Annotated in this window: 23 protein-coding genes and 1 pseudogene; 18 read left to right on the forward strand and 6 right to left on the reverse strand. The window is 43.6% G+C overall.

Annotation, left to right across the window (positions count from 1 at the left end; genetic code table 11):
• The first annotated feature begins 34 nt into the window (after window positions 1–34).
• The 3 genes from HY035_01020 (at window position 35) to HY035_01030 (ending at window position 2,151) form a co-directional block, all read left to right on the forward strand.
• A complete protein-coding gene (locus HY035_01020; GenBank protein MBI3376971.1) occupies window positions 35–1,267 on the forward strand; it encodes a diguanylate cyclase in 1,233 nt (410 codons plus the stop codon).
• Between the two features lie 84 nt (window positions 1,268–1,351).
• On the forward strand, window positions 1,352–1,540 hold the full coding sequence (locus tag HY035_01025; GenBank protein ID MBI3376972.1) for a ferredoxin: 189 nt from the start codon (window positions 1,352–1,354) through the stop codon (window positions 1,538–1,540).
• An 11-nt stretch (window positions 1,541–1,551) separates the two neighbouring features.
• A complete protein-coding gene (locus HY035_01030) occupies window positions 1,552–2,151 on the forward strand; it encodes a flavodoxin family protein (protein ID MBI3376973.1) in 600 nt (199 codons plus the stop codon).
• Here the strand turns inward: HY035_01030 and HY035_01035 are convergent.
• The 4 genes from HY035_01035 to HY035_01050 form a co-directional block, all read right to left on the reverse strand.
• Entirely contained in the window at window positions 2,141–3,022 is an 882-nt protein-coding gene (locus HY035_01035; GenBank protein ID MBI3376974.1) for a lysophospholipid acyltransferase family protein, read from the reverse strand. The two genes, HY035_01030 and HY035_01035, sit on opposite strands and share 11 nt — an antisense overlap.
• Complete coding sequence (locus HY035_01040) at window positions 3,019–5,454, reverse strand: AAA family ATPase (protein MBI3376975.1); 2,436 nt, start codon at window positions 5,452–5,454, stop codon at window positions 3,019–3,021. Before HY035_01040 ends, HY035_01035 begins: the two co-directional genes overlap by 4 nt.
• Window positions 5,455–5,683: 229 nt before the next feature.
• Window positions 5,684–5,965 (reverse strand): type II toxin-antitoxin system mRNA interferase toxin, RelE/StbE family, encoded by a 282-nt coding sequence (locus HY035_01045; protein ID MBI3376976.1) that lies wholly within the window; start codon window positions 5,963–5,965, stop codon window positions 5,684–5,686.
• Window positions 5,966–5,968: 3 nt separating this feature from the next.
• Window positions 5,969–6,232, reverse strand: coding sequence for a type II toxin-antitoxin system Phd/YefM family antitoxin (locus HY035_01050; protein MBI3376977.1), 264 nt, complete (start codon window positions 6,230–6,232; stop codon window positions 5,969–5,971).
• A 207-nt stretch (window positions 6,233–6,439) separates the two neighbouring features.
• Between HY035_01050 and HY035_01055 the strand changes: the two genes are divergently transcribed.
• Window positions 6,440–6,649 (forward strand): hypothetical protein, encoded by a 210-nt coding sequence (locus HY035_01055; GenBank protein MBI3376978.1) that lies wholly within the window; start codon window positions 6,440–6,442, stop codon window positions 6,647–6,649.
• On the opposite strand, the gene HY035_01060 is transcribed toward HY035_01055, so the two are convergent.
• Window positions 6,646–6,909 carry a hypothetical protein gene (locus HY035_01060; protein ID MBI3376979.1) on the reverse strand — a complete coding sequence of 88 codons (264 nt, stop codon included), beginning with the start codon at window positions 6,907–6,909 and terminating at the stop codon, window positions 6,646–6,648. The two genes, HY035_01055 and HY035_01060, sit on opposite strands and share 4 nt — an antisense overlap.
• Before the next feature lie 158 nt (window positions 6,910–7,067).
• Window positions 7,068–7,994 (reverse strand): site-specific tyrosine recombinase XerD, encoded by a 927-nt coding sequence (xerD, locus tag HY035_01065; protein ID MBI3376980.1) that lies wholly within the window; start codon window positions 7,992–7,994, stop codon window positions 7,068–7,070.
• Between the two features lie 163 nt (window positions 7,995–8,157).
• Between xerD and HY035_01070 the strand changes: the two genes are divergently transcribed.
• The 14 genes and pseudogenes from HY035_01070 to HY035_01135 all read left to right on the forward strand — a co-directional run bounded on the left by HY035_01070 (window position 8,158) and on the right by HY035_01135 (window position 24,301).
• The gene (locus HY035_01070) at window positions 8,158–9,267 is read left to right on the forward strand and encodes a glutamate synthase (protein ID MBI3376981.1); all 1,110 of its coding nucleotides are present in this window, start codon (window positions 8,158–8,160) and stop codon (window positions 9,265–9,267) included.
• Window positions 9,246–10,913, forward strand: a complete 1,668-nt coding sequence (locus HY035_01075) for a 4Fe-4S binding protein (GenBank protein ID MBI3376982.1) — start codon at window positions 9,246–9,248, stop codon at window positions 10,911–10,913. Before HY035_01070 ends, HY035_01075 begins: the two co-directional genes overlap by 22 nt.
• The gene (locus tag HY035_01080; GenBank protein ID MBI3376983.1) at window positions 10,903–13,299 is read left to right on the forward strand and encodes an FAD-dependent oxidoreductase; all 2,397 of its coding nucleotides are present in this window, start codon (window positions 10,903–10,905) and stop codon (window positions 13,297–13,299) included. The genes HY035_01075 and HY035_01080 overlap by 11 nt, the downstream gene beginning before the upstream one ends.
• 539 nt (window positions 13,300–13,838) lie before the next feature.
• Window positions 13,839–13,979, forward strand: coding sequence for a hypothetical protein (locus tag HY035_01085; GenBank protein MBI3376984.1), 141 nt, complete (start codon window positions 13,839–13,841; stop codon window positions 13,977–13,979).
• 62 nt (window positions 13,980–14,041) lie between these two features.
• Window positions 14,042–15,325, forward strand: coding sequence for a hypothetical protein (locus HY035_01090; GenBank protein ID MBI3376985.1), 1,284 nt, complete (start codon window positions 14,042–14,044; stop codon window positions 15,323–15,325).
• 41 nt (window positions 15,326–15,366) lie between these two features.
• Window positions 15,367–16,701, forward strand: a complete 1,335-nt coding sequence (locus tag HY035_01095; protein MBI3376986.1) for a hypothetical protein — start codon at window positions 15,367–15,369, stop codon at window positions 16,699–16,701.
• Between the two features lie 14 nt (window positions 16,702–16,715).
• On the forward strand, window positions 16,716–17,129 hold the full coding sequence (locus HY035_01100) for a hypothetical protein (protein ID MBI3376987.1): 414 nt from the start codon (window positions 16,716–16,718) through the stop codon (window positions 17,127–17,129).
• 171 nt (window positions 17,130–17,300) lie between these two features.
• Window positions 17,301–18,175, forward strand: a pseudogene (locus HY035_01105) (cysteine protease).
• Between the two features lie 43 nt (window positions 18,176–18,218).
• A complete protein-coding gene (locus HY035_01110) occupies window positions 18,219–19,016 on the forward strand; it encodes a glutaminyl-peptide cyclotransferase (protein MBI3376988.1) in 798 nt (265 codons plus the stop codon).
• 25 nt (window positions 19,017–19,041) lie between these two features.
• On the forward strand, window positions 19,042–19,896 hold the full coding sequence (locus HY035_01115; GenBank protein ID MBI3376989.1) for a hypothetical protein: 855 nt from the start codon (window positions 19,042–19,044) through the stop codon (window positions 19,894–19,896).
• Between the two features lie 319 nt (window positions 19,897–20,215).
• Window positions 20,216–21,532, forward strand: coding sequence for a radical SAM protein (locus HY035_01120; GenBank protein ID MBI3376990.1), 1,317 nt, complete (start codon window positions 20,216–20,218; stop codon window positions 21,530–21,532).
• 252 nt (window positions 21,533–21,784) lie between these two features.
• Window positions 21,785–22,369, forward strand: a complete 585-nt coding sequence (locus HY035_01125) for a hypothetical protein (protein MBI3376991.1) — start codon at window positions 21,785–21,787, stop codon at window positions 22,367–22,369.
• Window positions 22,369–23,463, forward strand: coding sequence for a radical SAM protein (locus HY035_01130; GenBank protein ID MBI3376992.1), 1,095 nt, complete (start codon window positions 22,369–22,371; stop codon window positions 23,461–23,463). Before HY035_01125 ends, HY035_01130 begins: the two co-directional genes overlap by 1 nt.
• Window positions 23,464–23,731: 268 nt before the next feature.
• Window positions 23,732–24,301, forward strand: coding sequence for a C39 family peptidase (locus HY035_01135; GenBank protein MBI3376993.1), 570 nt, complete (start codon window positions 23,732–23,734; stop codon window positions 24,299–24,301).
• Window position 24,302: the final 1 nt, after the last annotated feature.

Raw genomic sequence — 24,302 nt, forward strand, 5'->3', positions numbered from 1 at the left:
ATTCAGGCTGCATATCATGTAAAATATCAGTAAGATGCCCTTAGCCAGAGAAGCTAAAATCTATAAAACATTTATGGTCTCCATAAGCCTGATGATTATTGCAGTCCTGTCAGGGATTTTTTTTATTACAACTGCAAGAACCCGACAGTTAATAGATGAGGAAAATGTAATAAGGGCCAGGACATTATTTAACAGTATAATTTTAACAAGAAAGTGGAATGCTAATCATGATGGAGTATACGTTGAAAAAAAGAAGGGGGATAAGTCTAATCCATATTTAACAAGCCCTGACATCAAAACAACTGACGGAAAGGTTTATACAAAAAAGAATCCAGCCCTGATGACCCGCGAAATTTCTGAATATGCTGAAAAGGAAGGGCTGTTTAAATTTCATTTAACAAGCCTGAATCTCCTCAACCCTGCAAATAAGCCTGACGATTTTGAGACAAGGGCATTGTCATTATTTGAAAAGGGGATAAACGAAACTTCCCATATTGAAAAGAAGAACGGCATAACATATTTCAGATATATGGCTCCGCTTTACATAGAGAAAGAATGTCTTCAGTGCCATTCAGCTCAGGGCTATAAGATAGGCGAAGTGAGAGGCGGCATCAGTATAACCTTTGATATTAAGAATATTCGCAGTAAGTTAGAAACCTATGCGAGCATTTTCGGTCTGCTGTCCGCATCTTTCCTTTTGGGGCTTATCTTTTTCTTTACAGCGCGGTTAATAAAGAAAACTTCGGAAATTCAGCAGCGATTCGAACACCTGGCTATTACAGACGGGCTGACAGGAATATTTAACAGAAGACACATAATGACAAGGTTTAATGAGGAATTCGAAAGAGCACAAAGGCTTAAGAAAAAACTGGGATGCATCATGATTGATATAGACAGGTTCAAATCCATAAATGATGAGTTCGGTCATCTTGTCGGAGATGAGGTATTGAGAGAAGTTTCAGTCCGTATAAAGAATTCCATCCGAATTTATGACGTCTTAGGCCGTTACGGCGGGGAAGAGTTTTTGATTGTATTGCCTGATACAGATTTTGATAATACAAGGAGCCTTGCTGAAAGAATAAGGGAAAATGTAAAAGCAGATATGTTTTTAGCGGCAGATATGCCTTTGCATATCCATATTACCATCAGCTTAGGCATTACGCGCATGACAGATGGGGACAGATCTATAGACGATATCATAAAGAGAGCGGACGAAGGACTGTATAAAGCAAAAAACAGAGGAAGAGACAGAGTTGAATGGCTTTAACTGAGGAATTCCTCCCAGTTTGAGTTGCCGACAAATCTTGTCTATAATAAGCAAGAACATTTACACACACAAGGAGGTGCTTTTATGTTAAAAACTGTTGTTGACTGGGATACATGTGTAGGGTGCGGCGCATGTGCAGAGGTCTGCCCTGAAGTCTTTCAACTTAGAGATGATAAGGTATGGGTTGTCGGACTGGACAAATGCAATACCTGCAATTGTCAGGAAGCTGCCGACATCTGTCCTGTTCAGGCAATAACCGTTACTGAGGAGTAACCGGTAAAACTATGAAGGTTATTGCATTTTTAGGAAGTCCGAGAAAGGACGGCAATACAGAGCTTCTGCTTAATGAAGCAATAAAGGGGATTATCGCCTCGGGGGACTCGGCTGGGCGAGAGATTCCCGGCTCTGCTGTGCAAATCTTTAACCTCAATCTCATGAAGATCTCTCCATGTCAGGACTGTGGAGGATGCGACGAGACAGGCAAATGCACTGTTGAAGACGAGATGTCTCAGATTTACAATACAATAAAAACTGCGGACAGAATCATCCTTGCATCGCCAATCTTTTTCTTCGGGCTAAGTGCGCAGACAAAGATAATGATTGACAGGTGTCAGGCATTCTGGTGCGAAAAGTATCTGCTCAAGAAACCAATCCCTGAAGGCAAATTCGGAAGGAAAGGGCTCTTATTGCTCGTAGGGGGCATGGAAAAAGAGGATGGGATTAAGTGTTCCGAGGCAACTGCAAAGGCATTTTTCAGAACCATCAGCGTGCCTGAACATAAGACGTTGAGTGTTCTTGGCGTTGACGCAAAAGGCGCAATACTTGGGCATCCCACTGCGCTTAAAGATGCATATGAGGCAGGAAAAGAACTGGTTAGGGGTTAACTCTCTTCCACCTTCTGTGTATCCACAGCCATTCTGATGGATATTCTTTTACATACGCTTCAATAAAACCTGAAAACTTTTTTGTATCTTCAATAACCGCTTTCTCTTTATCTGCAATATCTGATAATTTTACCTCCGGATAAATCGTTATTCTATGGCCTTTATCTGTTCTGTGAATAAATGCAGGCAGGACTGCTGCCCCAGTTTTTCTTGCTATGAGCGCCGGCATCTTTGTTATCCATGCCCCTCTTCCGAGAAAATCTATTACATACCCCTCATCTGAAAGCACAGCCTGATCCATCAGAATCCCTACGGAGCCGCCTTCTCTGAGCCTTTCAATAATATTCCGCAAAGCTCCTTTTTTATAAATGACACTGTTGCCGTACCTCTGTCTTGCCTTCTCTATAAATTTGTTTATATAAGGGTTATTGCTTCTTCTTGCCACTGCTGAAATGTCCAATAACTTGTAAGATGAGGCTATTGCCACGAGCTCCCAGTTCCCGCAGTGTCCTGTTATAAATAGAATACCTTTGCCCTCTGATTTGGTCTTGTATGCATTTTCAGCTCCCTCAATCTCTACAGCATCTATTATTTTTCTGCCTGCGCCGTAATATATTTTGATTATCTCGCTTAGAGACCTTCCTAAATTCCTGAAATTATTTCTGATTAGCTTTTCAGGCGTTTCCGTAATGCTGATCGCGTGAGATGATATTGAATTGCGGAGATTTTCTATTGCGATCTTTCTTCTGCTTCTCCAGAGATAAAAAAGCAGAATACCGAGAAATTCTCCGAACTTAAGCGGAAATACTGCCAAGGGCACGGACAGCGCTACATAAAGACAAGCCTCAAGAAACCACGCCGTCCGTTTCATGCGTTATTTTCTTTTTTGCCTTTCTCTTTTTCTTCTTCTTCCTCTTTTTCCTTCTTTCCCTTCAAGGCCTCTCTTATTTCTTCAAAGCGTTTTGCAACAAGGTAATTGATTGTGCCTTCCGGATAGGTTCCATCTTCCCTTAACTCGCCTGCAGGCAGGCCTGTGAGTATTTCAAGCCCTTCCTCAGCTCTGTTTATCGGGTATATTGTGAATTTTCCTGCCTTAACAGCATCAACCACATCCTTTTTTACCATCAGGTGTTTTACATTCCGCCTCGGTATTATGACACCGTGGCTTCCGTCAAGCCCTCTCAATCTGCACAACTCAAAGAATCCCTCTATCTTTTCATTTACACCGCCTATTGGCTGGACCTCTCCGTTCTGGTCCATAGAGCCTGTAACCGCAATGCTTTGTTTTAACGGCACATTCGCAATACTGCTTAAAAGAACATACAGTTCTGCGCATGAAGCGCTGTCGCCCTCCACCATATCATAAAGCTGCTCAAATGTTATTGAGGCTGAAAGGCTTATTGGCTTTTTTGAAGCATATCTGCTGCCAAGGTAGTTCGTTATTATGAGTATTGCCTTTTCATGTATCCTGCCGCTCATCTTGGTTTCTCTTTCTATATTCACAACTCCTGCTTTTCCTGTGTATGTCGAGGCAGTTATCCTTGAGGGCTTGCCGAAACTGTAATCCCCGAGGTCAAGAACGGCAAGTCCGTTAACCTGTCCGGTTTTTTCTCCTGAGGTGTCAACTATCAGTGTCCCCTCCGCAATCATTTCACGCATACGCTCTTCTATTCTGTTGTTTCTGTAAACCTTTTCGTTTATGGCTTTCTCCACATGCTCATTTGTAACTGTCTTGCTTTTTGCCTTTAAGGCCCAATAGTTTGACTCAACGATAACGTCATTTATTTCGCTGAACTTTGACGAGAGTTTTTCCTGATGTTCCGCAAGTCTTGAGCCGTACTCCACAACCTTTGCAATGCCTGTCCTGTCAAAGGGCAGCAGCTTTTCCTCCTTGCATTTCGCCGCAACAAAGGATGCGTATTTTTGTATGTTTTCATCGGTCCTGTCCATCCTGCTGTCAAAGTCAGCCTTGACCTTAAACAGTTCCCTGTATTCTTCATCAAGGCTGTAAAGCAGATAATAAAGATAGGGATTGCCGACAAGTATGATTTTAACGTTGAGCGGAATTGCCTCGGGCTTGAGGGTTGTTGTGGATATCAGCCTGTACTGTTCCCATACGTCTTCTATTTTTACTTCCTTATTCCTTAAGGCGCGTTTCAGCGCATCATAGGCAAATATATTTCTCAGAAGGTCCAGGACATTGATGACTATATAACCTCCGTTTGCCCTGTGAAGCGAGCCGGCTTTTATCATTGAGAAATCCGTTATTGCAATCCCGTACTGTATCTTATGTTCTATTCTTCCAAAGAGATCGAAGTATGTCGGGTTGCTCTCGAATACACACGGCGCGCCTTTAGTCTCTCTATTGTTCACAAGGACATTAACTATGTACCTGGTAAATGTCGGTTCGGTTTTCGGCATCCTCATAAATGGCAGCGCCGGCATTTGTTCCTCCGTCGTCTTAAAATCATCGAGGTGCGCAAGTATGTCTTCCTTAACGCCTTCAAGATACGCAGTTATCCTTTCATGACTGCTATATTTGTTTTTCAGTTCGTCTATCAGATGTCCGACAGCAGAAAGCGCAGCCTCTCTCTCAAGCCTGGCAAGGAGGTCCTTGACAAGCTTCTCTCCGTCTCTCAATGTCCTGACAACATCATCAAGTCTGTCCTGAAGCATTTTGCCCAGCTCTTCTATTTTTTTTCTGGTTTTTTCATCCAGGGCTTCAAAATCTTCTTCCTTTAGCGGCTCTCCTGTTTTTTTGATAGGAACTATCAGTAAGCCGCTGACGGTCTTTCTTATAGAAAATCCTTTTGCTTGCGCCTCATCTTCGAGCTGAGAGAAAAGGTCTTTCTGTTTCTTTTGAAATTCCTCAAGAATAAGGTTTTTCTGCTTTTCATATTCTTTAGACTCAAAGACCTTTGGTATCTCAACCCTGAGCACATTAATAAGCTCATCCATGTCTTTCTGAAAGATTGCAGCGCTGCCCGGTTCAAGCGGCACAGCTATCGGAGCATCGGCATCCTTGAAGTTATAGACATAACACCAGTCAGACGGAACCGGTTCATTTATTGCCTGTTTGGACAGTATGGACTTGATTGTGGTCATCTTGCCTGTTCCGCTTTCGCCAAGGATAAATATGTTAAAGCCTCTATTGTTAAAGCCTATTCCAAAATCAAGCGCCCTTAATGCCCTCTCCTGCCCTATTGTTTCCTCAAAAAGAGACAAATCGTCTGTAGTTTTGAACTTAAATATGTCCTGATTGCAGCATTTGTAAAGTTCATCAACGCTAAGTTTGTCAGGCATTTTTACCTCCACGACAATGTCAGTTTATAGTATGTAATTTATTACTATGAACAATTTAGCACAAAAAAAAGTTTTAATAAAGAGATGATGATAATGTAGGCATTTATCCCTTCCCCTCCACAATCGCCATCTCCTCCGGCGTGAGGCTGTAGAGGGCATAGACCATTTCGTCAATCTGTTTTTCGAGGGCGGAGGTGTTGGCGCTGAGCGTGAACAACAGTGATCAGTATTATCTTTTCCCATACAATTCATCATGACTCCCTACATCAAGCAGGACAACCTCTTTTTCCGATATAGCAACAGTCAGCGATACCCTGTATTTATCATTTATGCTTACTGCCTGAATACCTTTTAGTTTTCCTCCGAGATGATGGTATTTAAGGTGCGGCTGAAAGGGATCTTTTTCAAGGTCGCGCAGAATATCGGCAAGCCTTTTTCTCAATTCCGGATGGCGTTTTTTGAATTTCTCTCCTGAACGCGTAAAATGAGCAGTCCATGCAAGAGTGTACATTCCTCAGTCTTCCAGTTTTAATTCTTTTATTAAATCTTTTGCAGTCCCGCGCTTAACCCTGCCTGCCTTTATATCCTCAAGCGATGCCCGGATGCGCGCATTATAGACCTCATCCTCGGCCTCAAGTAATTCGCTGTAACGCTCTTCTGAGAGGACCACATACTGAGGCTGGTTGTTCTTGATGATGTGAACAGGGCCTTCTTTCAGGACTTCATCTACGGCTGAAATCCCCTTTCTTTTTATTTCCTGTGCAGCTAATGTATTCATATCAATACTCCTTTCAATACCTTTTATGGTACTTATAATAGCTCATCTTTTTACTACAGTCAACCCCATGTAAAAGTTCCATACAAATGCGACAGGCCCCCTTTCTGGATAAGGTAGTCAATCAGAGTCTCTATGAAGGATTGCGGATTCCAGCGACAAGGCCTCTCATTTCTGAATGGGCGGAATGATTCATGATTTCCGGGTGAAATGATTAACACCCTGCATCAGCCGCACCGCCGAAGACCAAAGACTGGAAAAGAAAAGCGGCTATTCGGCGTCGGGCTGGATGCCTTTGTTGTGCATGGCTTTATTATATTTTTTAATTCTATATTCTGGAGGTTGCAGTGGTATTTTCTAAATTGGGTCATCTGTGCTGCCATAGTGCGGATTGCAGGATACGACGATCTCATAGATTAGATCGCCTCCCTAATCTGCATTGCGGCGCCTCTGGGCGCAAAGGGATACCATACCTTTCTTTTCATATCATAACTGAAAGGATAGTATTGTCCCTGCGCATTCCCTTTTGTAAATTGATTGTGGCAGATAATATCAATTTCATCATTCCCGTCATCCCACGCCATGAAGGCGTTTGCATCAAATATCTTAAAGTATCTAAAATGGCCTCTTTGTTTCTTTAAATCCTGAGTAAAGATACAGCTATTACTTTCTGATGCCATTTTTTATAGTTCTCTTATTTTCTTCTGATTTTCGCGCAACTGTTGATGAGTAGATTTTGTTGGCATTACGATTATCCTTTTTTAATGGTTTTTAGTTTGCCGTTATTATGGCTACACAACAATGGATATCCGAACATTCCTCGAATGCAAATTAGCATTTACGCCCTGGGATGATGCTCTGTATATACCTTCTTGATTCTGTCGGTTGAGACCTTAGTATATATCTGCGTTGTGGATATGTCCGAATGGCCGAGCATTTTCTGAACAGAGCGCAAATCTGCTCCGCCTTCGAGCAGGTGTGTTGCAAAGGAATGCCGCAAAGAATGAGGCGAAAGGTTGATGCCAATCTGTTTTCCGTATTTCTTAATTGTCTGCCAGAAACGCTGCCTGGTCATTGCGCTGCCCCTGTTTGTGACAAAGAGATAGTCAGACTGCTTTTTCTTTAAGATGGCAGGCCTGAGTTCTTTTGTATATTTTTTAATTTTATCCGAAGCCCTTGAGTTTATCGGAACAAGCCTTTCCTTTGAGCCCTTGCCCATAATTCTCAGGAAGCCGGCTTCAAGGTTTACATTATTATGCTTAAGAGAAACAAGTTCGCTGACACGGAGGCCCGAAGAATAAAGAATCTCCAGCATTGCCGTGTCCCTTAAAAATGTAGCGCTGCCTGTCCTGCTGTCAAGGAGAGATATGACGTCTTCAAGGCTTAGAGCTTTTGGAAGCCTTTCCCACTTTTTGGGCGTCTGAAGATTTTCTGAAGGATCTTCTTTAATGATTTTTTCTATTATCATATATCTGCAAATGCCGCGCAGGGAGGATATAAATCTGCAGATACTGGTAGTTGAATATCCCTTGTCCTTCACATCACTCAGGAAATCTAAAATATCGGCTTTTGAGAAGGAGTCAAGCTCCTTGTTTTTTGAAGTCAGAAGCTTTTGAAACAACCCAATGTCTCTTGAATACGCCTCAACCGTGTTTTGAGACAGCCCTCTTTCCACGGATAGGTAGATAAGGAACTCTTTTAATATCTTCACAAATACTGTCCCTCCGGTTTTTACCTCTCGGGCCTTATGATAAATCCTTTTCATTTTCTGCTGCTAATTTGTTATACTGTTTGACAATAAATGTCTTTACTTTTTATTATACATATACGGCAGGCAATTGCCACTAACAGCGTCTAATACCATGACAGATATGAGATGGTATAGACGCTTTTTTGCCGGATAATAATGAGATTTGAGGTAATGCGGAATGTGCAGGCTGGCTGCGATAACATCAAATAAATATTTTTCTCCTATGGAGAATATCCTCGCCCTTGAAACGATGAAAGAAGGGCACGACGGCTCAGGGCTTGGACTTACGCTTAAAGGCCTCGGCGCTGAGTTCACGGAATTAAAGAAATACCCGATAATGTCAGGCATCTGCTCTAAAAAAGGCATCAAGGCGCTTGACGATTACATGAAAAAAAACGGGTTCAGGCTCAAGCATGTATGGACTCCAAAAATAAAACCGGTAAAAGGCATTGTCCCTCGGGATTACTACTTTGCGCGGGTTTATGATTATCCGTCTTCGTATAAGGATAAATCCTTTTCTGAAAAAGAAGGCCTTTTGATGAACACGCGGCTGGCCCTCAGAAAGATTGGCGAGTCTGACGAATCAATCTTTGTGTTCTCTTTTTATCCTGATGTTATTACCTTAAAAGAAGTAGGCGACCCTCTTGAGCTTGGTGAGTTCTTCGGGCTTGACAGAGACGGTTTAAAGGCAAAGATCATATTTGCGCAGGGAAGGCAGAATACAAACTACCAGATATACCTTTATGCATGCCACCCATTCTTTATTCAGGGTTATTGCTCTATGACAAACGGAGAAAATACTGCATTTGTTCCAATCAGAGAGTTTCTGACGAGCAGGGGATTTCCGGGCTATACAGGCTATAACAGCGACAGCGAGGTTTTCACGCATATACTTCACTATACAGCAAGACAGTTGAATTACCCCTTAATCTACTACAAAGACGTGATTACACCCCTTAAGGCATCAGAGATGAAAACCAGAAAAGACAGCGGAGCGCTCAGGCTTATCAAACAGTCATTGAGGCCTCTTTGTATAGACGGGCCCAATATGGTTATCGGATTCACCCCTGACGGAACATGCTTTATGGTGCAGGATTCAAAGAAACTTCGTCCGGGTGTAGTTGCAGGCGCTAAGGGGAAATATGCGCTCATGTCAGAGGAATGCGGAGTGGACAAGGCTGTTCCGAAGAGAGATAAATCCATGGATATCTTCCCTATGAAATACGATATGGTGATTATTGCACCCGGAGCAGAGGAGGTTAAGGTATGGAACCAGCTTCAGGGTTAAGGCTTGACCACAATCACAAGCTTTCTTTAAGAGAATTTCCGTACATAATCCGCTGGCGTGATGACAGGTGCAAAAGATGCGGTCAGTGCACTGCGGTCTGCCCTGTAAAGGCAATAGAAGCAACTGTAAAAGTTCAGAGATATGTTCAGTCCGAAGGTCCTGTTCCTTCTCCAAAAGCAGAAAGAAAGGTCATCCAGATTGTTGAGCAGGTAACTGATATGGAAAGATATTGTACAGGCTGCGGGACCTGCACACTTGTTTGCCCCAATGAGGCAATAGAGCCTGAATTTAATCCTCAGAATAAATTCCTCCACTATAAAAATAAAGGCGGAGAGGGATACAAGAGAGGCGGAAGGAGAAACGATCCGGCCATCTCAACTCTGGACAGGCTTAAGTTCACAAGAATCTCAATGCTTACCGACCCTGCGCTTGACGCTGGAAGGCATGAATTCCGCGTAAGGACTCTTTTGGGAAGGATACTTCCTCCTGAGGAGCTTCCATTAAAGATTGAAAACAACAAACTCTCCGTAAACAAGGACAGCGCAAAATTTATTCCGCCTGTGCGTGAGATATATCCCATAATGATCGGCAGCATGTCAATTGGCGCTCTTTCTCCCCCTATGTGGGAAGGCCTTGCAATGGGAGTTTCATACCTCAATGAAGTTGAGGGCATGCCTGTTGTAATGTGCTCCGGTGAAGGCGGAATGCCGCCGAGACTGCTGAAATCAAAATATCTTAAATACTTTATCATCCAGATTGCATCAGGTTATTTTGGATGGGATGAGATAATCCACGCCCTTCCCCACATGGTTGAGGACCCTGCCGCTATAGAAATTAAATATGGCCAGGGCGCAAAACCCGGTGACGGCGGGCTTCTGATGGCACAGAAGGTATTGAATCTCATAGCAAGCATTCGTGGTGTTCCCCAGTTTATTGATCTTGCTTCGCCTCCCACACACCAGACAAAGTACTCTATTGAGGAAGCGGTCGCAAAGATGATTCAGTCCATGTCAATGGCATGGGGATTCAGAGTGCCGGTGTATCCGAAAATCTCAGGCACAAGGACAGCAAGGGCAGTTCTCAATAATCTTGCAAGAAACCCATACGCTGCAGCCCTTTCAATCGACGGAGAAGACGGAGGAACAGGCGCAGCATACAATGTGTCTATGGACAAGATGGGGCATCCTATTGCCTCAAATCTAAGGGAATGCTATCTCGACCTCGTAAAACAGGGGAAACAAAATGAACTGCCTCTGATAGCAGCAGGAGGCGTGGGTAAAAAAGGAAATCTCGCGGCAAATGCGGCAGCGCTTATAATGCTCGGCGCATCTGCTGTTTCTATCGGAAAATACATAATGCAGGCAGCAGCAGCTTGTTTTGGGGATGAATACAACCGGTGCAACCTCTGCAACACAGGCAAATGCCCGCGAGGAATCACAACTCAGGATCCGAAACTTTACAGGAGGCTTGACGCCGACAAAGTCGCGGAGCGCGTTGTAGAGACTTTCAAGGCGGCAGATGTTGAATTAAGAAAGATCTTTGCCCCCATGGGAAGAAGTACGGAGCTTCCAATAGGAATGTCAGACGGCCTAAGCACGGATGACAAGGCAATGGCAGAGAGGCTGGGGATAAATTATGCGTGCTAAGAAGAAATTAAAAATTAAAAGTGAAAAGTTAAAAGTTAAGAAAAATATCTTAAACTCTCAACTAAAAGTTATAAAAATACACGGCACTATCAAAGGCAAGCGTGTTCCTTCACGTATCCTTGAGGAGCAGATACAGCAGGCTGTTCGTGATGGCGCAAGGCAACTACACATAATCGCAGACGGCCAGCACGGCATAGGCGGCAGGATCTGGCCGAGGGGAGAGACTGTAAAGATAACTGTCGAAGGACCTGTAGGGCAGCGGCTTGGAAGCATGGGAATGCCGGGCACCGAGATTATTGTAAATGGAAGCGTCTCCGATGATGTGGGATGGCTTAACTGTGGCGCAAAGATAACCGTGCTTGGTGATGCAACTAACGGCGCATGGAATGCCGCTGCGCAGGGAACCCTGTATGTGCAGGGAAGCGGAGGCGCCAGATGCGACACCATGACAAAGCATAACCCGAGATTCGATCCTCCCCAGTCATGGTATTTCAGAGATGTCGGAGATTCATTTGCAGAATTTAAAGCCGGAGGCATTGCGATAATATGCAGTGTTAATCCGAGGAACCCCAAAAATATCATAGGCTACAGGCCATGTGTCGGAATGGTGGGCGGAACAATATATTTCAGGGGAACTATCCATGGCTACAGTGAAAAAGACGTAAAGCTCGTGGACCTGGCCCCTCAGGACTGGGACTGGCTAAAAACAAATATGAAACCATTCCTTAAGGCAATTGACAGGCAATCGCACTACAATGAACTTACAAAGTCATCAGATGACTGGAAAAAACTTATTGCATATACACCGCAGGAAAAACGCGGCAAAAAATGGCTCAGGGTATCCCTTCCTGATTTCAGAAAAAACATGTGGGATAAAGAAGTCGGCAGCGGCGGTATATTTGCGGAATACCTGAATCATGAACTCTCTTTATTGCCGTACATTACTACGGGAACTGACAGGCGTAACACGCCGATATGGGCCAATGAAAAGTTTGCTCCTCCATGCGCTTATGCATGCCCTACACATATTCCCTCGCACAAAAGGGCTTCATTAATCAGGCAGGGCAAACTTAAGGAGGCGCTTGAGCTTGTATTGCAATACAGTCCCCTGCCGGCAACTGTCTGCGGCGAGATATGCCCTAACCTCTGCATGCAGGCATGCACACGGGCAAGGCTTGATAAGCCTCTGGCAGTAGACAAACTCGGAGAATTGTCGCTTGACCTGCCTGTCCCTGAAAAAGCAGCTCCGACAGGGCATAAAATTGCTGTTATAGGCGGCGGCCCTGCCGGAATGAGCGCTGCATGGCAGCTTGCGTTGAAAGGGCATACTGTCGACCTCTATGAGTCAACAGGAAAGCTCGGCGGCAAGATTGAACTCTGCATTCCGAGAGAGAGACTTCCTCATGAGATACTTGAAAAAGAAATATCAAGGTTTAAAGAGCTTGGAGTGAACCTGCATCTGAATACAAAGGTTGATAAAAATAAATTCAACGAAATCTATAAGGGTCATGAGGTTGTTGCCCTGGCATGCGGAGCACACCAGCCGAGAAAGATTTCATTCCCAGGCTCAGAGGATACGGTGTCAGCCTATGATTTCCTCAAAGACATAAACCTTGGGGAAAAACCTGAACTTAAAGGCAAGAAGGTTGTTGTTATAGGCGCTGGCAATGTCGGAATGGATGTAGCTTCAGAGGCTTACAACAGTGGCGCCGAATCAGTAGTTGCTGTTGATATCCAGAAACCCGCCGCGTTCGGCGAAGAGATGCGGATAGCAATGGCAAAAGGAACTCAGGCGCTCTGGCCCAAGCTTACAGACAGATATGATAAAAAAGACAGGAAGCTTTTTTTCAAGGATGGTTCATCTATTGATGCAGACTTTGTTGTGATGGCAATTGGAGATATGCCGCAATTGGATTTCCTTCCGCAATCTGTGCATACAGAAAAGGGGTGGATTCCTGTGAATGAGAACTACCAGACATCAGACGTAAAGGTCTTTGCCATAGGCGATGTGACAGGCCTTGGCCTTGTGACACACGCCATTGGCCATGGCAGGCTTGCGGCAGACTACATAAACTACCAGATAATGCATGCCCCACGGTGGCCGGAAATAAAACAGCCGATAGCCTACGAGAGAATAAAAACAGAATACTACGATGCCTGCCGGGGAGATTTCCCGATTGAGAAGGAAGCAGAGAGGTGCATGTCCTGCGCTACATGCCGTGATTGCCGCATGTGCGAGGCAACATGCTACTGGCAGGCAATAAGCAGGGTTGAACATAAAGACGGCTCGTACGAATATATTGTTGACGATAACCTCTGCATAGGCTGCGGTTTCTGCGCAGGAATATGCCCATGCGGCGTATGGGAAATGGCGGAGAACGTTTAACTTTGGTACTTAATAGAGGAATGATGAAGAGGCGCCTCCGCCTATAGAGCTGCAAGCTTTCCGCTGTTCATCCTTAAACGTCTTTCTGTCTTTTTTTACTTTTTAGGCATCCCGTATTATCCCCCCCCTACTCCTTTCCTTTGTGATTCTTTATTTATGTACGTAAAAGTAAAGAATGTTTTTGAGATGTAGAATAATCCATACATTAGGATAATCCATACATAACATATGGATTATCCTTAAAATTTCCTGTTAAAGGACTATCTTTTATTCGATTCTCTTAATCTCTACTGCATGAAAATCCATACAAAAGCCCCTTTAAGGTTAAGGCGCCTATCACAATATTCTAATTTAAAATCAAATACTTAAAGGATACTATTTCTTTTGGCGTGCCTCTTGCTTATAAAGAAAAAACGGCTTAACTTAACATTAATACAAGGGAAAGGAATGTCAAAAAAAGCACCTGTCTTTTTTGACAGGCGACAATGAATCTCAGGATATGCTATAAGAAAGGATATCAACCCTTATTTTAAGGGTACATGAGATTCTTGAAAGAGACTTTTATAATCGGACAGCTTATGAATACGGATATGGGTAACGCAGAGAATTACATCCCATTTAATTCGGCATTGAAACGCCTGCTCTCCAAGTGTGAAGGGGGTGATGAATACGGGAAGTAAAGGGTTTAGAGCAACCGACGATAACAAGTAAAACAAATTTTATAGTATAAGGAGGAAGTATAATGAGACTCTATAAACTGAGAAATGCAGTTCTAATACTGATGATGTTTTTTGTATTATCTCTTCTTTTTGTTTCTTTAGGGTACGCTGCCTCAGATCCCTCTATTAATGATTGGGGCACTCCTCCAGGAACACCACCGCCTTGGCAGACAACGGATATCTGGGTAGATAATAATGGAAACGGAATACCTAATGAAGTGGGTGAGCCCTCAAAAGGGATTAAGAACAGGCTCTTTGCAAAAGTCAGAAACCTGGGCACAACTGCAGCGAACAACGTCACGGTGAGATTTGCTTACGCACCCTATGGAGCTTGGGGATGGTCCTCATACTCTGATTTCAAAGAGATCGCTGTTGTGACAGGCGTTAATCTAACTCAATCTGGTACTCCAGATGCAGAGAAGACGATAGAAGTTGAATGGGACTTGAGGGATCTATCTGAAAACAATGGAGGGATATGGGGTGGTTACACAGTAGGAGACTTTGACCACTTTTGTGTTTGGGTAAAAATAGAGTATCCCGGAGACTCTGATACAACAAACAACAAGGCCAGGAACAATTTCACAAATGTCCAAACCGTTTTTGGCAAATCTTATTCAATGAAGTTTCTTGTTAAAAATCCTGAAAATAAAGATGCAGGCGCTGAATTAATTATTAAGGGTATACCTGAGAACTGGAGGTTTGCGATAGAAGGAGTCAAAGACTACAGAAAATTTGTGCTAAAGGCAGGGGAGTTTAAATTGCTTACATTAACATTTACTCCGCCACAACAGCCCATTTCTGCAACACAGATAAAGCAGAATGTGGATATTTCTCTTAAGTTAGACAACAAGATTATTGGGGGTATCTCATTTGTGGCAACTGTGGAGAAAGAAAAGCCTATGGCATTTACTCCATCCGGTGGGGTCTTGAGTCCTTATTTGATAGGGACATTTGATATGAGGGATGAAGCAAGAACTGTCCTCCATATCATTAATCCAACAGCAAAAAATCTCAGGTTTATGGTGGCATTTTTTGATGATAACGAGAAGCCCCTCAAATGTATCCACGATAAGCTGAGCCCTAATGATTTGTCAGAGATAGATGTGCGCAGATATAAGCTTCCAGCAAAATTCGGTGTTGTGAAGGTTGTCTCATTAAATGAAAAAGAAGACATGCCAGAATTAGGAATAGTCGGATACCAAAGGCATTTCTTTAAAGGAATAGGAGCTACTGAAACTATATTGCAGCCTATCCCGGCAGAGGTATTGAAGGATGACCTTAAGTACATCTGGAAGATATGTAAGTAGATAACATCTCTTAATAAAATAGACAAAAAAGGGGGGTTAACATGGCTACATTCAATATCCAAGGAAAGGTTATAAACAAAGTCACAAAGCTGAGTGTTCCATATGCAAGGGTGAAAGTCTACGAGATAGACAAAGTTACCGCAGGATATAAAAGCGACTTTTTGACAGAAGGATTAACGGATTTAAATGGTGTATTCAATATAACCTTTACATGGCCTTATGATATATCTATTCCTGGTAATCGTCCGGATATTATCTTTAAGGTAATCCAAAAAATAGATGGAGTCGATAAGATTATCTACAATGAAAATCCAGCCGCGCAGACAAGATGGAACATTGGAGATATCCTTTCTGTCACATTAGAAGCAGAAGATTGTATATCTATTATCCCTACACCTTCAGGAAGACCTTATGACACTCTATTCGTCTTTACAAGAGTAGGGGTTATCGGGGTTAACACCATTCACACTGTTGGAGCAGGAGCCAGCGGCTATGCCTATCCTGATATCGATCCAGCAGCGCCAAACAGCAGGGATGCAAATTCACCGTTTGGGTCTACCCTCGATATCGCGGGATGGTTCGGTCAGTTTACTGACACTGTTCGTTATAAGATACAGTATTCATCCGATGGTGTCACCTTTACCGATATTTCCGATCCGCTTTACAACAGCTACTACGAGTTTGATCCGAGCGGTGGAAACTGGATAACTATAGCCATGGGGCCATTTACTGAGGGCGGTCAAACAAATGTGTATAAGATGCCTTATGTTGAAAACCCAGGACAGCCATGGATATTTCCTGACCTTATCGCAAAATGGGATACAACAAAGGTATTGGACGGGCTGTATACTTTAAGGATACAGGGATTTAAGTGGAATGTATCACATACCACGTTAGTACCTTCTGTTGCACTATTAATTGACCCAAGCTATGGCACCTTGAAGCTGAGGATAGATAACTCTCCGCCTGTATCAAAGATAAACGCTGAGACTGGTATTAAATATAACGGGGCCATTAAAAAAGTCTGCGACATAGTAGATTTCACATCGGGGGCGCTGAGTATAGAATTTGAGGCCAGTGACAGCAAAGGCCATCTCAGGGAGTATGTGCTCAATGCCATGTATGGGCATAACAACGCTGTATCCCCTATCCCTGCTAATGGAGCAGATAACTATTCAAACCATATAGGTCCCAGCAGGCAGTGGAACGGTGGGACGTTTACTGTCAATTATGACACAACAACTTACACCCCAGCAAAGATGCCCACATGTGCCTATCAGTTTCGTTTGGGTGTGACCAAGAGAACAACGAATGGATACGGACTTATTTATCCATGGGTAGAGGATACAATTCACATCACACTAAAGAGGCCATAGAAAGGAGAAATGGTATGAAAAAAATGACGGGATTATCTCGCACCAGCATCAAATGGTTTGCTGTTATCATTGCCGTGCTTTGTTTGAGTCTGTTGGCTGGGACGGGTGTATTTGCAGAAAACAAGGAGCGGCCCTGCGCGGATGATGTGGCAAAGTTCTGCAAAGACGTCCAGCCGGGCGGAGAAGGCATAGCGAAATGTTTAAAGGAACATGCAAACGAATTATCACCCGGCTGCAAGGAAAACATTGCTGCAACAAAACAGAAGATGCAGGCTTTTTCTGAAACGTGTAAAAATGATATGTCGAAATTCTGCAAAGATGTCAAGCCCGGGGGTGGTCAGATCTTACAATGTCTCAAACAACATGAAAGTGAACTTTCCCCTGAATGCAAAGCCAATTTGCCGACTTCGCCAATCCTGAAACGGTAATCTGATTTGATAGGCAGGGAAAGGAATGTCAAAAAAAGCACCTGTCATTTTTGACAGGTGACGATGAATCTCAGGATATGCTATAAGAAAGGATATCAACCCTTATTTTAAGGGTACATGAGATTCTTGACAATAAATAAGCTTATAAAGGTTAGCTTAATGGAGGAAGATATGAGAAACGCTGATGAAAGGCGAGGCATGGGATGGCTCCCTGATTATCCTGATTTTCGGGATTATACAGAGGAGCATGAAAATGTTAGTAAGATTATTACAGCAACAGGGGTTACAAAAAAGGCCATAAGCCTCCCCTCATCTGCGGATCTAAGGGCATGGTGCTCGCCTGTAGAGGATCAGGGCTCTCTTGGTTCCTGCACTGCCAATGCAGGGGTCGGTATGGTGGAATATTATGAGAAGAGGGCATTCGGCAGATATATTGATGCCTCACGACTTTTCCTGTATAAAGCAACAAGGAACCTTCTTCACTGGACAGGTGATACGGGTGCATTTCTAAGAAGCACAATGGGCGCACTGGTTTTGTTTGGAGTCCCGCCAGAAGAATACTGGCCTTATAAGATAGCTGATTTTGATAATGAACCGCCTGCATTCTGCTACGCCTTTGCACAAAACTACCAGACCGTAAAATATTACAGGCATGACCCACCTGCAACACCAAAGGATCTCTTATTAAACCGTATAAAAACCTACTTGCAGCAGGCCACCCCTCCATGTTTGGTTTTACAGTGTATAGTTCAATTGCACAGGCAGGCACGACAGGAAAAATCCCATATCCATGCAAAGGGGAAAAGATAGAGGGCGGGCATGCCATTGTTGCAGTCGGCTATGACGATAAGATGAAGATTAAAAACACAGGACTGTGTGGAGTGGAGACAACTGGAGCGCTTCTCATAAGAAACTCCTGGGGCATGGGATGGGGAGACGCCGGCTACGGCTGGCTGCCTTATGAATATATCCTTAAAGGCCTTGCCGAAGACTTCTGGTCAGTATTGAAGAAGGAGTGGGTGGATACGGGGGAGTTTAAGGCGTAATGGAGAGATTTAAAATTTAAACAGCAACAAAAAGGAGGGTAATATGGAGATTATAATTCCAAGAAAGCATTTTGCTAAAGTGAAATTACTATTCTTGCTTTTGGCATGTGGAATCTTACTTTTAGCGAGAGCAGATTTCTCTTATGCAGTTACTAAGACAACAGTTGAGGAATTTTCTATTCCACTGCCGGGGCTAAAGCCGCAAGGTATTACATGGGATGGGAAACACCTCTGGGTTGTAGATGGAGAGACAAAAAAGGTTTATCGTTTGGATCCCCGTTCAGGCGCTATTCTTCAAACATTCGCTGTAGATCTGAAAAAGCCTAAAGGTTTAGCCTTCGATGGAAAATCTATATGGGTTGCCGATGAAGAAACCATGAAAATTCATGCACTCGATCCTCAGAGCGGCCAAATCGTGAAAACCATACCGATGGAGATTTCTAAGGAAAAAGGTTTTAAATCCTTTGAGGGTATGACCTGGGATGGGAAGCATCTCTGGACAGCCATTTACGCTGGATTTTCGAGTTCCTTTAATCAAATAGATACAGAAAGTGGTCGGATTGTAAAGAGCATTTTTGCCGAATGTAACCCTCGGGGAATTGCATCAGATGGAAAATATATCTGGAGCATCTGCTATAACGGAGAAAATTTACCATCCAAGATTGATAAAAGGAAAATCCTTGAAAAAGAGCATGAGATGCTCCGTTCTCGCATGTTTATCAGAGATATCGAGGGAAGAGACCCCGTAGGACTGGCATACGATGGCAAGTATCTGTGGTATACAGACAGGCAATTAAAAAAGGCTTTTATGATTTACCCTGGAAATCTGGAAAAGAAATAACTAATCTTGAGAAAGGAGGCATGTCATGGATAGGTTGATGAGAAACTTTATGCTTGGCATAATAGGTCTATTTTTTGTTTTTTCTGTAGGGTGTGCCCAAAAATACGCAGTACTTATCAGTACAAATGAGGTAACTGCCGATGATACAGCTATTCATTCCGAATGGTGGTACGATTTAATTTTACAATACAAAATATTAAGAGAGAACGGCTTCAAAGACGACAAGATATATGTCCTTTATGGAAATGGGACTGATTTTGCTACTGCACATGCTGCCTACAATTCTACCACTCAGTTTGGTCATACAATTACAAATATGGCTGTCAATAAGGCCAATATCCAGTCTATATTCAATACCCTGAATGGTAAGGTTACGAGTAAGGATTATCTGTACGTATGGTGGATGGGTCATGGGGGAGGTTCCGGGCCGGGTTCCTGCAACCTCTCTATGTCTATCAGTAATACAGGAGAGACAGTTACTGATACGGAACTGAGCACATATATTAATAATGTGTCAAATTATAAGAAGCGTTCGGTTGCTGTCATGACATGTCACTCTGGAGGAATGGTAGATAATATGAATACTGCGGGTAATAAAACTGTGGCCCTCACCTCTTCGACCTGCGCTCAAAACTCTTATGACGCTCCATCCACCTGCGATGGTATTTTACATGCAGAATTTAATTACACATTGCCAAATGGTTTGCGTATGATAACTCCATGTGGTACAGCCGTTGGGTCGGACTACGATAGCAACGGTTATGTATCATTATCAGAATCGTATCAATACAATACAGCAACTATGACTTCATCAACTCCCCAGATGGGTGATCCGGATAGCATTGCGACAACTACCTATATCAAGAAAGATGAACCGTAGATGATGATATGGCAGGAGATGCAGGCTATGTGACTGCCTTATGAATATGGATGAAAGGAGGTGATATTCATGCCTAAAGGTGAAAAACCGACGTACAAAATTGCAAAGTACGACAGAGCTAATAAGTGTTCGTGTGATTGTGAATGTCAATTACCGGTTACCGTTACTGTCCTCTATAGCGGGAAAATAAGAACTCCAAAAGGTCTGTCAACTTTAAAAGCAGAGACGCCGGACATTACGATCTTAAGCGAGTAGTTGCAGAGGTCTGAGAGGGGCCTGATTCCAGATCCCCTTTTAGACAAATAGGAGGATTTTGAGAATGGAATCATTATTGTTACGCCGCGAGCCGTTCGGTGGAGTATTAGCGGAGCGAGAAGGAACAAAAGTAAAGTTTCTTAATCACACAGGGTTTGAAATAACCTATGGGATTGCCAACGGCTGGTCGGAAGATGAAATAATCAATCACATCAAATCAAAATTCGATGTATCAAATATGCCTTTAGTCAAAAACGACATCAAAAAATTTCGCAGGATGGTCTCGAATATAAAAGATTGGGATTCCGGTGAAAGCCTTTGGAAAGACCCGTCAGAAAATAAGGAATCCTCTCCTATTCCGGCACTATCCGCACCATTGGATTTATACTGGGAAGTTACCAAGCGATGCAATCTTTACTGTCGTCATTGTTATAACGAATCAGGCAGTAGAGATTATGAGCCGAGCATGGAACAGATGCGTTCTGTCGTAAATGAGCTAAGTTCAACAAAACTGAGAAGCATTGCGATATCGGGCGGTGAACCTTTGATGCGGAAAGACTTGCGGACGATTATCGGATGGCTTCGTCCCCTGGCGACAAATCTTGTATTAGCCACTAACGGAACTTTGATAGACGAACAGAGCGTTGCATGGATGGGAGAAATGATCAATGAAGTAAATTTAAGCCTAGACGCAGGCAATAAATCAGCATACGAACAATTTAGAGGTCGAAGGGGAACCTTTGATAAATGTCTTCGAGGACTGGATCTTTTAGTAGAACAAAAAGTCCCTGTTATAATCCAGACTACTATATCCAGATTCAACATAGATTCTCTCAAAGAGATTGCAACTTTGGCAATAGAGAGAGGCGCTACGGCCTGGATTGTACGGCTGCCCGTGTTCAGTGGTAGGGCTGCCCGAAATGAAGGTGATTTTCTCAGCCGGAATGAATTAATTGAAAAAGAGCCGCTCCTGTCCGAAATCAGATTACAATACCAATCAAAATTCGCAGACTTACAATTGGGGGTCAACTTCATGTGGAGTTATCAGGAACCTTATACTTATGTTCAGATAGAGGACAGGGCGATATCATGTTCCGCAGGAACTGTGGGCGTGCTTTTGACTGCAGAGGGTACATTAGCGCCTTGTCCCTTATTTTCGGGGACGGACTTCAAGTCCGACGCAGTCTGGAATGGTAACTTTCTTAAAGAATGGAAAACGGCTCGATGCATGCAGACTATGCGCTCCCTTCGTTTAAATCAGATTGGGCAATGTTTCCATTGCGCACACTTCAAAGTAAAATGCAGCGCTGGATGCAGGGCCAAGTCTTATTTGAGTGGAGATTTATATTCAACAGATCCAGACTGCGGTTACTTGAACTAAAGACAATTTAAAAGGGCGATTAATCGACTATGAGCCAAAAAATAGGAACAGCGACCATTAATAAGAAACTGCCCGAACCGGCAGATAACAGAGTGCTTGAGTTTAACTCAAAGGCTACGCCCTTCTCAAACATTCGAACCGTTGTTGCAATTGGGGGCAGAGAGGGAGGAGGTGATAAATTTATTCCGTTATGGCGCTTTTTTGCTGTGTCATGAAGTAATCTGAATCAATTTGATTTCAAAGGAGGGCAACATGCAAAAAGATATACAGAAAAAGAAATGGACATCTCCCAAGAACGTTTATCGGACAAAATGGACAACGCGGTTAGATGCAAAAGTATCGGCTTCACCGGGAAAGCGGGTTGAAGTTAATCCATTAAAAGTTCTCCACCGCTTTGATGGAGGAATGGTATACGAGAGTGCCGGTAGAAAATTCTTGCTTACTGAAAACATTTTTGGTTCTTATCCCTTTCTCTTAGTTTTTGAGCTATCGGGAAAGGAAATTGAGGTAGAATCAACTTCTTTTCATGCCGTGCCAGAACGCATGCTTAAAAGTATCGCGCCAGCGTGCGAAAAAATAGCCCTTAGCGCTAAGCTACCCGAATCTTTGCATAATGTGGAAGTGGACATAACGCCCATGTTAAGCCAAGTCGTCAAGCTGCCAAGTGGTGTGGAATTATCAAAAGCTATCCTGAAGCTTGGCAAAGGGCCTGAGGTGGCATGTGACTGCGATGTGGATGGGCCTTGCGGGTACTGCTGTGACACGTGCGATTGTGATACATGCAAGATTGAGGATATCGGAATAGATCCTATGGAAATAGTGATCAGGGGGCGATAGTGGTCGACTCATTGTTGACAGCGTCAGTACCAAACAAGCTCACTGTAATTTTGACACATAGATGCAATCAACGATGCGAGTTCTGTTTTGATGCATCTAATGTGATGTGCGCATCGAGAGGGGCCGATATGTCAATTGGGACAATGGAATGTATCGTAAAAATGTTGCGAAATTCTCTCCCTGAAAACATGCCATTCAATATCACCCTTTCCGGTGGAGAACCCACGCTTCATCCAAAGTTCCTAACTATGGTTGAAATTGTATCAGATGCCGGCTTCCCAGTGACCATTTTGACAAATGGTCAGCGCCTTGCCGATGTGAGCTTTATGAAAAAGGTGATGAAATTCAACCTATGGAACTTTCAATTTTCAATTGAAGGTGCTTCATCGGAGATTCATGACAAGAGGGTCGGTTGTAGAGGGGCATTCAAACGAACTGTTAAAGCTATCGAGAATGCGCGTGATTTTGGGGTTCGTTTTATCACAAATAGCACGATGACTAAGGCCTCTGTGAGAGAAATGTATTCTCTTATCGATTTTCTTGATCACCTTGGTGTCCCCAAAATGAACATCGGTAATACTCTTCCCGAATGTGCTGGTCACAACTGGGCTGTTATGATGCAGTATCCCACAGTTGTTGATATTGCAGAACATCTTACATTGTACGCGCTCACTAAACGAATCAGTTTTTCCTTCATAACGCCTTTACCGATATGCCTAAAGGACAAACGTATAATTAGCAATCCATCCGTATGCTCAGCTGGAAGGGTTTCCATTGTGGCGGATGCTGACGGGACTCTGCGCCCTTGTTCTGTCTGTACCTCTGCAAAAGATGAAGCGCTTCGTATTCAGGATGTCAAAGATCTTAAGGAGATTTATCGCCGAATGGATTCAATAGTCTCGGATTTTGTCAAGATCGACATCCCGGATGAATGCCGAAAATGCGAGCGCATGAGTGAGTGCCGTGCAGCATGCCCTCTATATTGGAAGGCTAAAGGTGTGGCGCGACCATCTCAGTGGTGTCAAGACACATCGGTTCTTGCATGTGAATATGATTCCCAAATGCCACAAAGTGCCGGACAATATTGCACTTGAACCTGAAGAGCGTGAAGAGGAGTCTAACAAAATAGTGCCCCAACGGCAGATAACAGAGTGCTTGAGTTTAACACCCAAAGGCTTAGCCCTTCTCAAGCACTCTAAACGTTAGCCGGTCATGGCAGGCAGGGAAAGGAGGGTAAATAAGGGTATAAAAATGAATAGAGTCATGGTCCCCTTTTAGTTTATTACCAATCAAAATAGAAAGGAGATTAATATGTTAAAGCGGTTATCGCTATTCTTAGTGTTTTCCAGTTTTCTAATAGGCATGGTGGGGTGTACATGCAAGCCAGCCGTGATCGGGTCTCTGCCTGTAACGCTTCATCCTCAGGAAACTCAGAATTGGTGCTGGGCAGCAAGCGGGCAGATGGTAATGGATTATCTTGGCCATAATGTCTCTCAATGCACTGAGGCCAATAATCGTTTCGGCCGCAACGATTGCTGCAATATCGATCTGTGCCCGCCACCAACGGAGGCCACCCCACACGGTTGTGTAGTCGGTGGCTGGCCGGAGTTTGACAAATACGGGTTCACATTCAAAACAACTGCCAGTGCGCCGCTTACCTGGGACCAGTTGAGGGAACAGATTTCTAACGAATCTTACTGCAAGAAGAAGCCGTTCGCCTTCTCATGGGGTTGGCTGGGCGGTGGAGGGCACATGATGGTTGCCAAAGGCTATCTCACATTGGCAGGGACAAACTATGTAGTTATCATGGACCCGTGGGCGCCGTGCGTCGGGGACGAGCGTATAATCACTTATGACTTTTATAACGCCGACCCAACGGACCATACGCACTGGGACGATTACTATGACGTAACATACACAGGAGGTAAATAAG

It is taken from the genome of Nitrospirota bacterium (assembly GCA_016195565.1).
Lineage (GTDB): Bacteria > Nitrospirota > Thermodesulfovibrionia > Thermodesulfovibrionales > UBA1546 > UBA1546.

Excerpts from the sequence above, each read along its gene's own strand:
- HY035_01050 (MBI3376977.1), bottom strand. The coding sequence starts at position 6,232 with ATGAATACATTAGCTGCACAGGAAATAAAAAGAAAGGGGATTTCAGCC.
- HY035_01070 (MBI3376981.1), top strand. The coding sequence starts at position 8,158 with ATGTGCAGGCTGGCTGCGATAACATCAAATAAATATTTTTCTCCTATG.
- HY035_01120 (MBI3376990.1), top strand. The coding sequence starts at position 20,216 with ATGGAATCATTATTGTTACGCCGCGAGCCGTTCGGTGGAGTATTAGCG.
- xerD (MBI3376980.1), bottom strand. The coding sequence starts at position 7,994 with ATGAAAAGGATTTATCATAAGGCCCGAGAGGTAAAAACCGGAGGGACA.
- HY035_01020 (MBI3376971.1), top strand. The coding sequence starts at position 35 with ATGCCCTTAGCCAGAGAAGCTAAAATCTATAAAACATTTATGGTCTCC.
- HY035_01085 (MBI3376984.1), top strand. The coding sequence starts at position 13,839 with ATGAGATTCTTGAAAGAGACTTTTATAATCGGACAGCTTATGAATACG.
- HY035_01125 (MBI3376991.1), top strand. The coding sequence starts at position 21,785 with ATGCAAAAAGATATACAGAAAAAGAAATGGACATCTCCCAAGAACGTT.
- HY035_01025 (MBI3376972.1), top strand. The coding sequence starts at position 1,352 with ATGTTAAAAACTGTTGTTGACTGGGATACATGTGTAGGGTGCGGCGCA.
- HY035_01135 (MBI3376993.1), top strand. The coding sequence starts at position 23,732 with ATGGTGGGGTGTACATGCAAGCCAGCCGTGATCGGGTCTCTGCCTGTA.
- HY035_01045 (MBI3376976.1), bottom strand. The coding sequence starts at position 5,965 with ATGTACACTCTTGCATGGACTGCTCATTTTACGCGTTCAGGAGAGAAA.
- HY035_01075 (MBI3376982.1), top strand. The coding sequence starts at position 9,246 with ATGGAACCAGCTTCAGGGTTAAGGCTTGACCACAATCACAAGCTTTCT.
- HY035_01040 (MBI3376975.1), bottom strand. The coding sequence starts at position 5,454 with ATGCCTGACAAACTTAGCGTTGATGAACTTTACAAATGCTGCAATCAG.
- HY035_01060 (MBI3376979.1), bottom strand. The coding sequence starts at position 6,909 with ATGGCATCAGAAAGTAATAGCTGTATCTTTACTCAGGATTTAAAGAAA.
- HY035_01080 (MBI3376983.1), top strand. The coding sequence starts at position 10,903 with ATGCGTGCTAAGAAGAAATTAAAAATTAAAAGTGAAAAGTTAAAAGTT.
- HY035_01115 (MBI3376989.1), top strand. The coding sequence starts at position 19,042 with ATGGATAGGTTGATGAGAAACTTTATGCTTGGCATAATAGGTCTATTT.
- HY035_01100 (MBI3376987.1), top strand. The coding sequence starts at position 16,716 with ATGAAAAAAATGACGGGATTATCTCGCACCAGCATCAAATGGTTTGCT.
- HY035_01035 (MBI3376974.1), bottom strand. The coding sequence starts at position 3,022 with ATGAAACGGACGGCGTGGTTTCTTGAGGCTTGTCTTTATGTAGCGCTG.
- HY035_01110 (MBI3376988.1), top strand. The coding sequence starts at position 18,219 with ATGGAGATTATAATTCCAAGAAAGCATTTTGCTAAAGTGAAATTACTA.
- HY035_01095 (MBI3376986.1), top strand. The coding sequence starts at position 15,367 with ATGGCTACATTCAATATCCAAGGAAAGGTTATAAACAAAGTCACAAAG.
- HY035_01055 (MBI3376978.1), top strand. The coding sequence starts at position 6,440 with ATGATTAACACCCTGCATCAGCCGCACCGCCGAAGACCAAAGACTGGA.
- HY035_01090 (MBI3376985.1), top strand. The coding sequence starts at position 14,042 with ATGAGACTCTATAAACTGAGAAATGCAGTTCTAATACTGATGATGTTT.
- HY035_01030 (MBI3376973.1), top strand. The coding sequence starts at position 1,552 with ATGAAGGTTATTGCATTTTTAGGAAGTCCGAGAAAGGACGGCAATACA.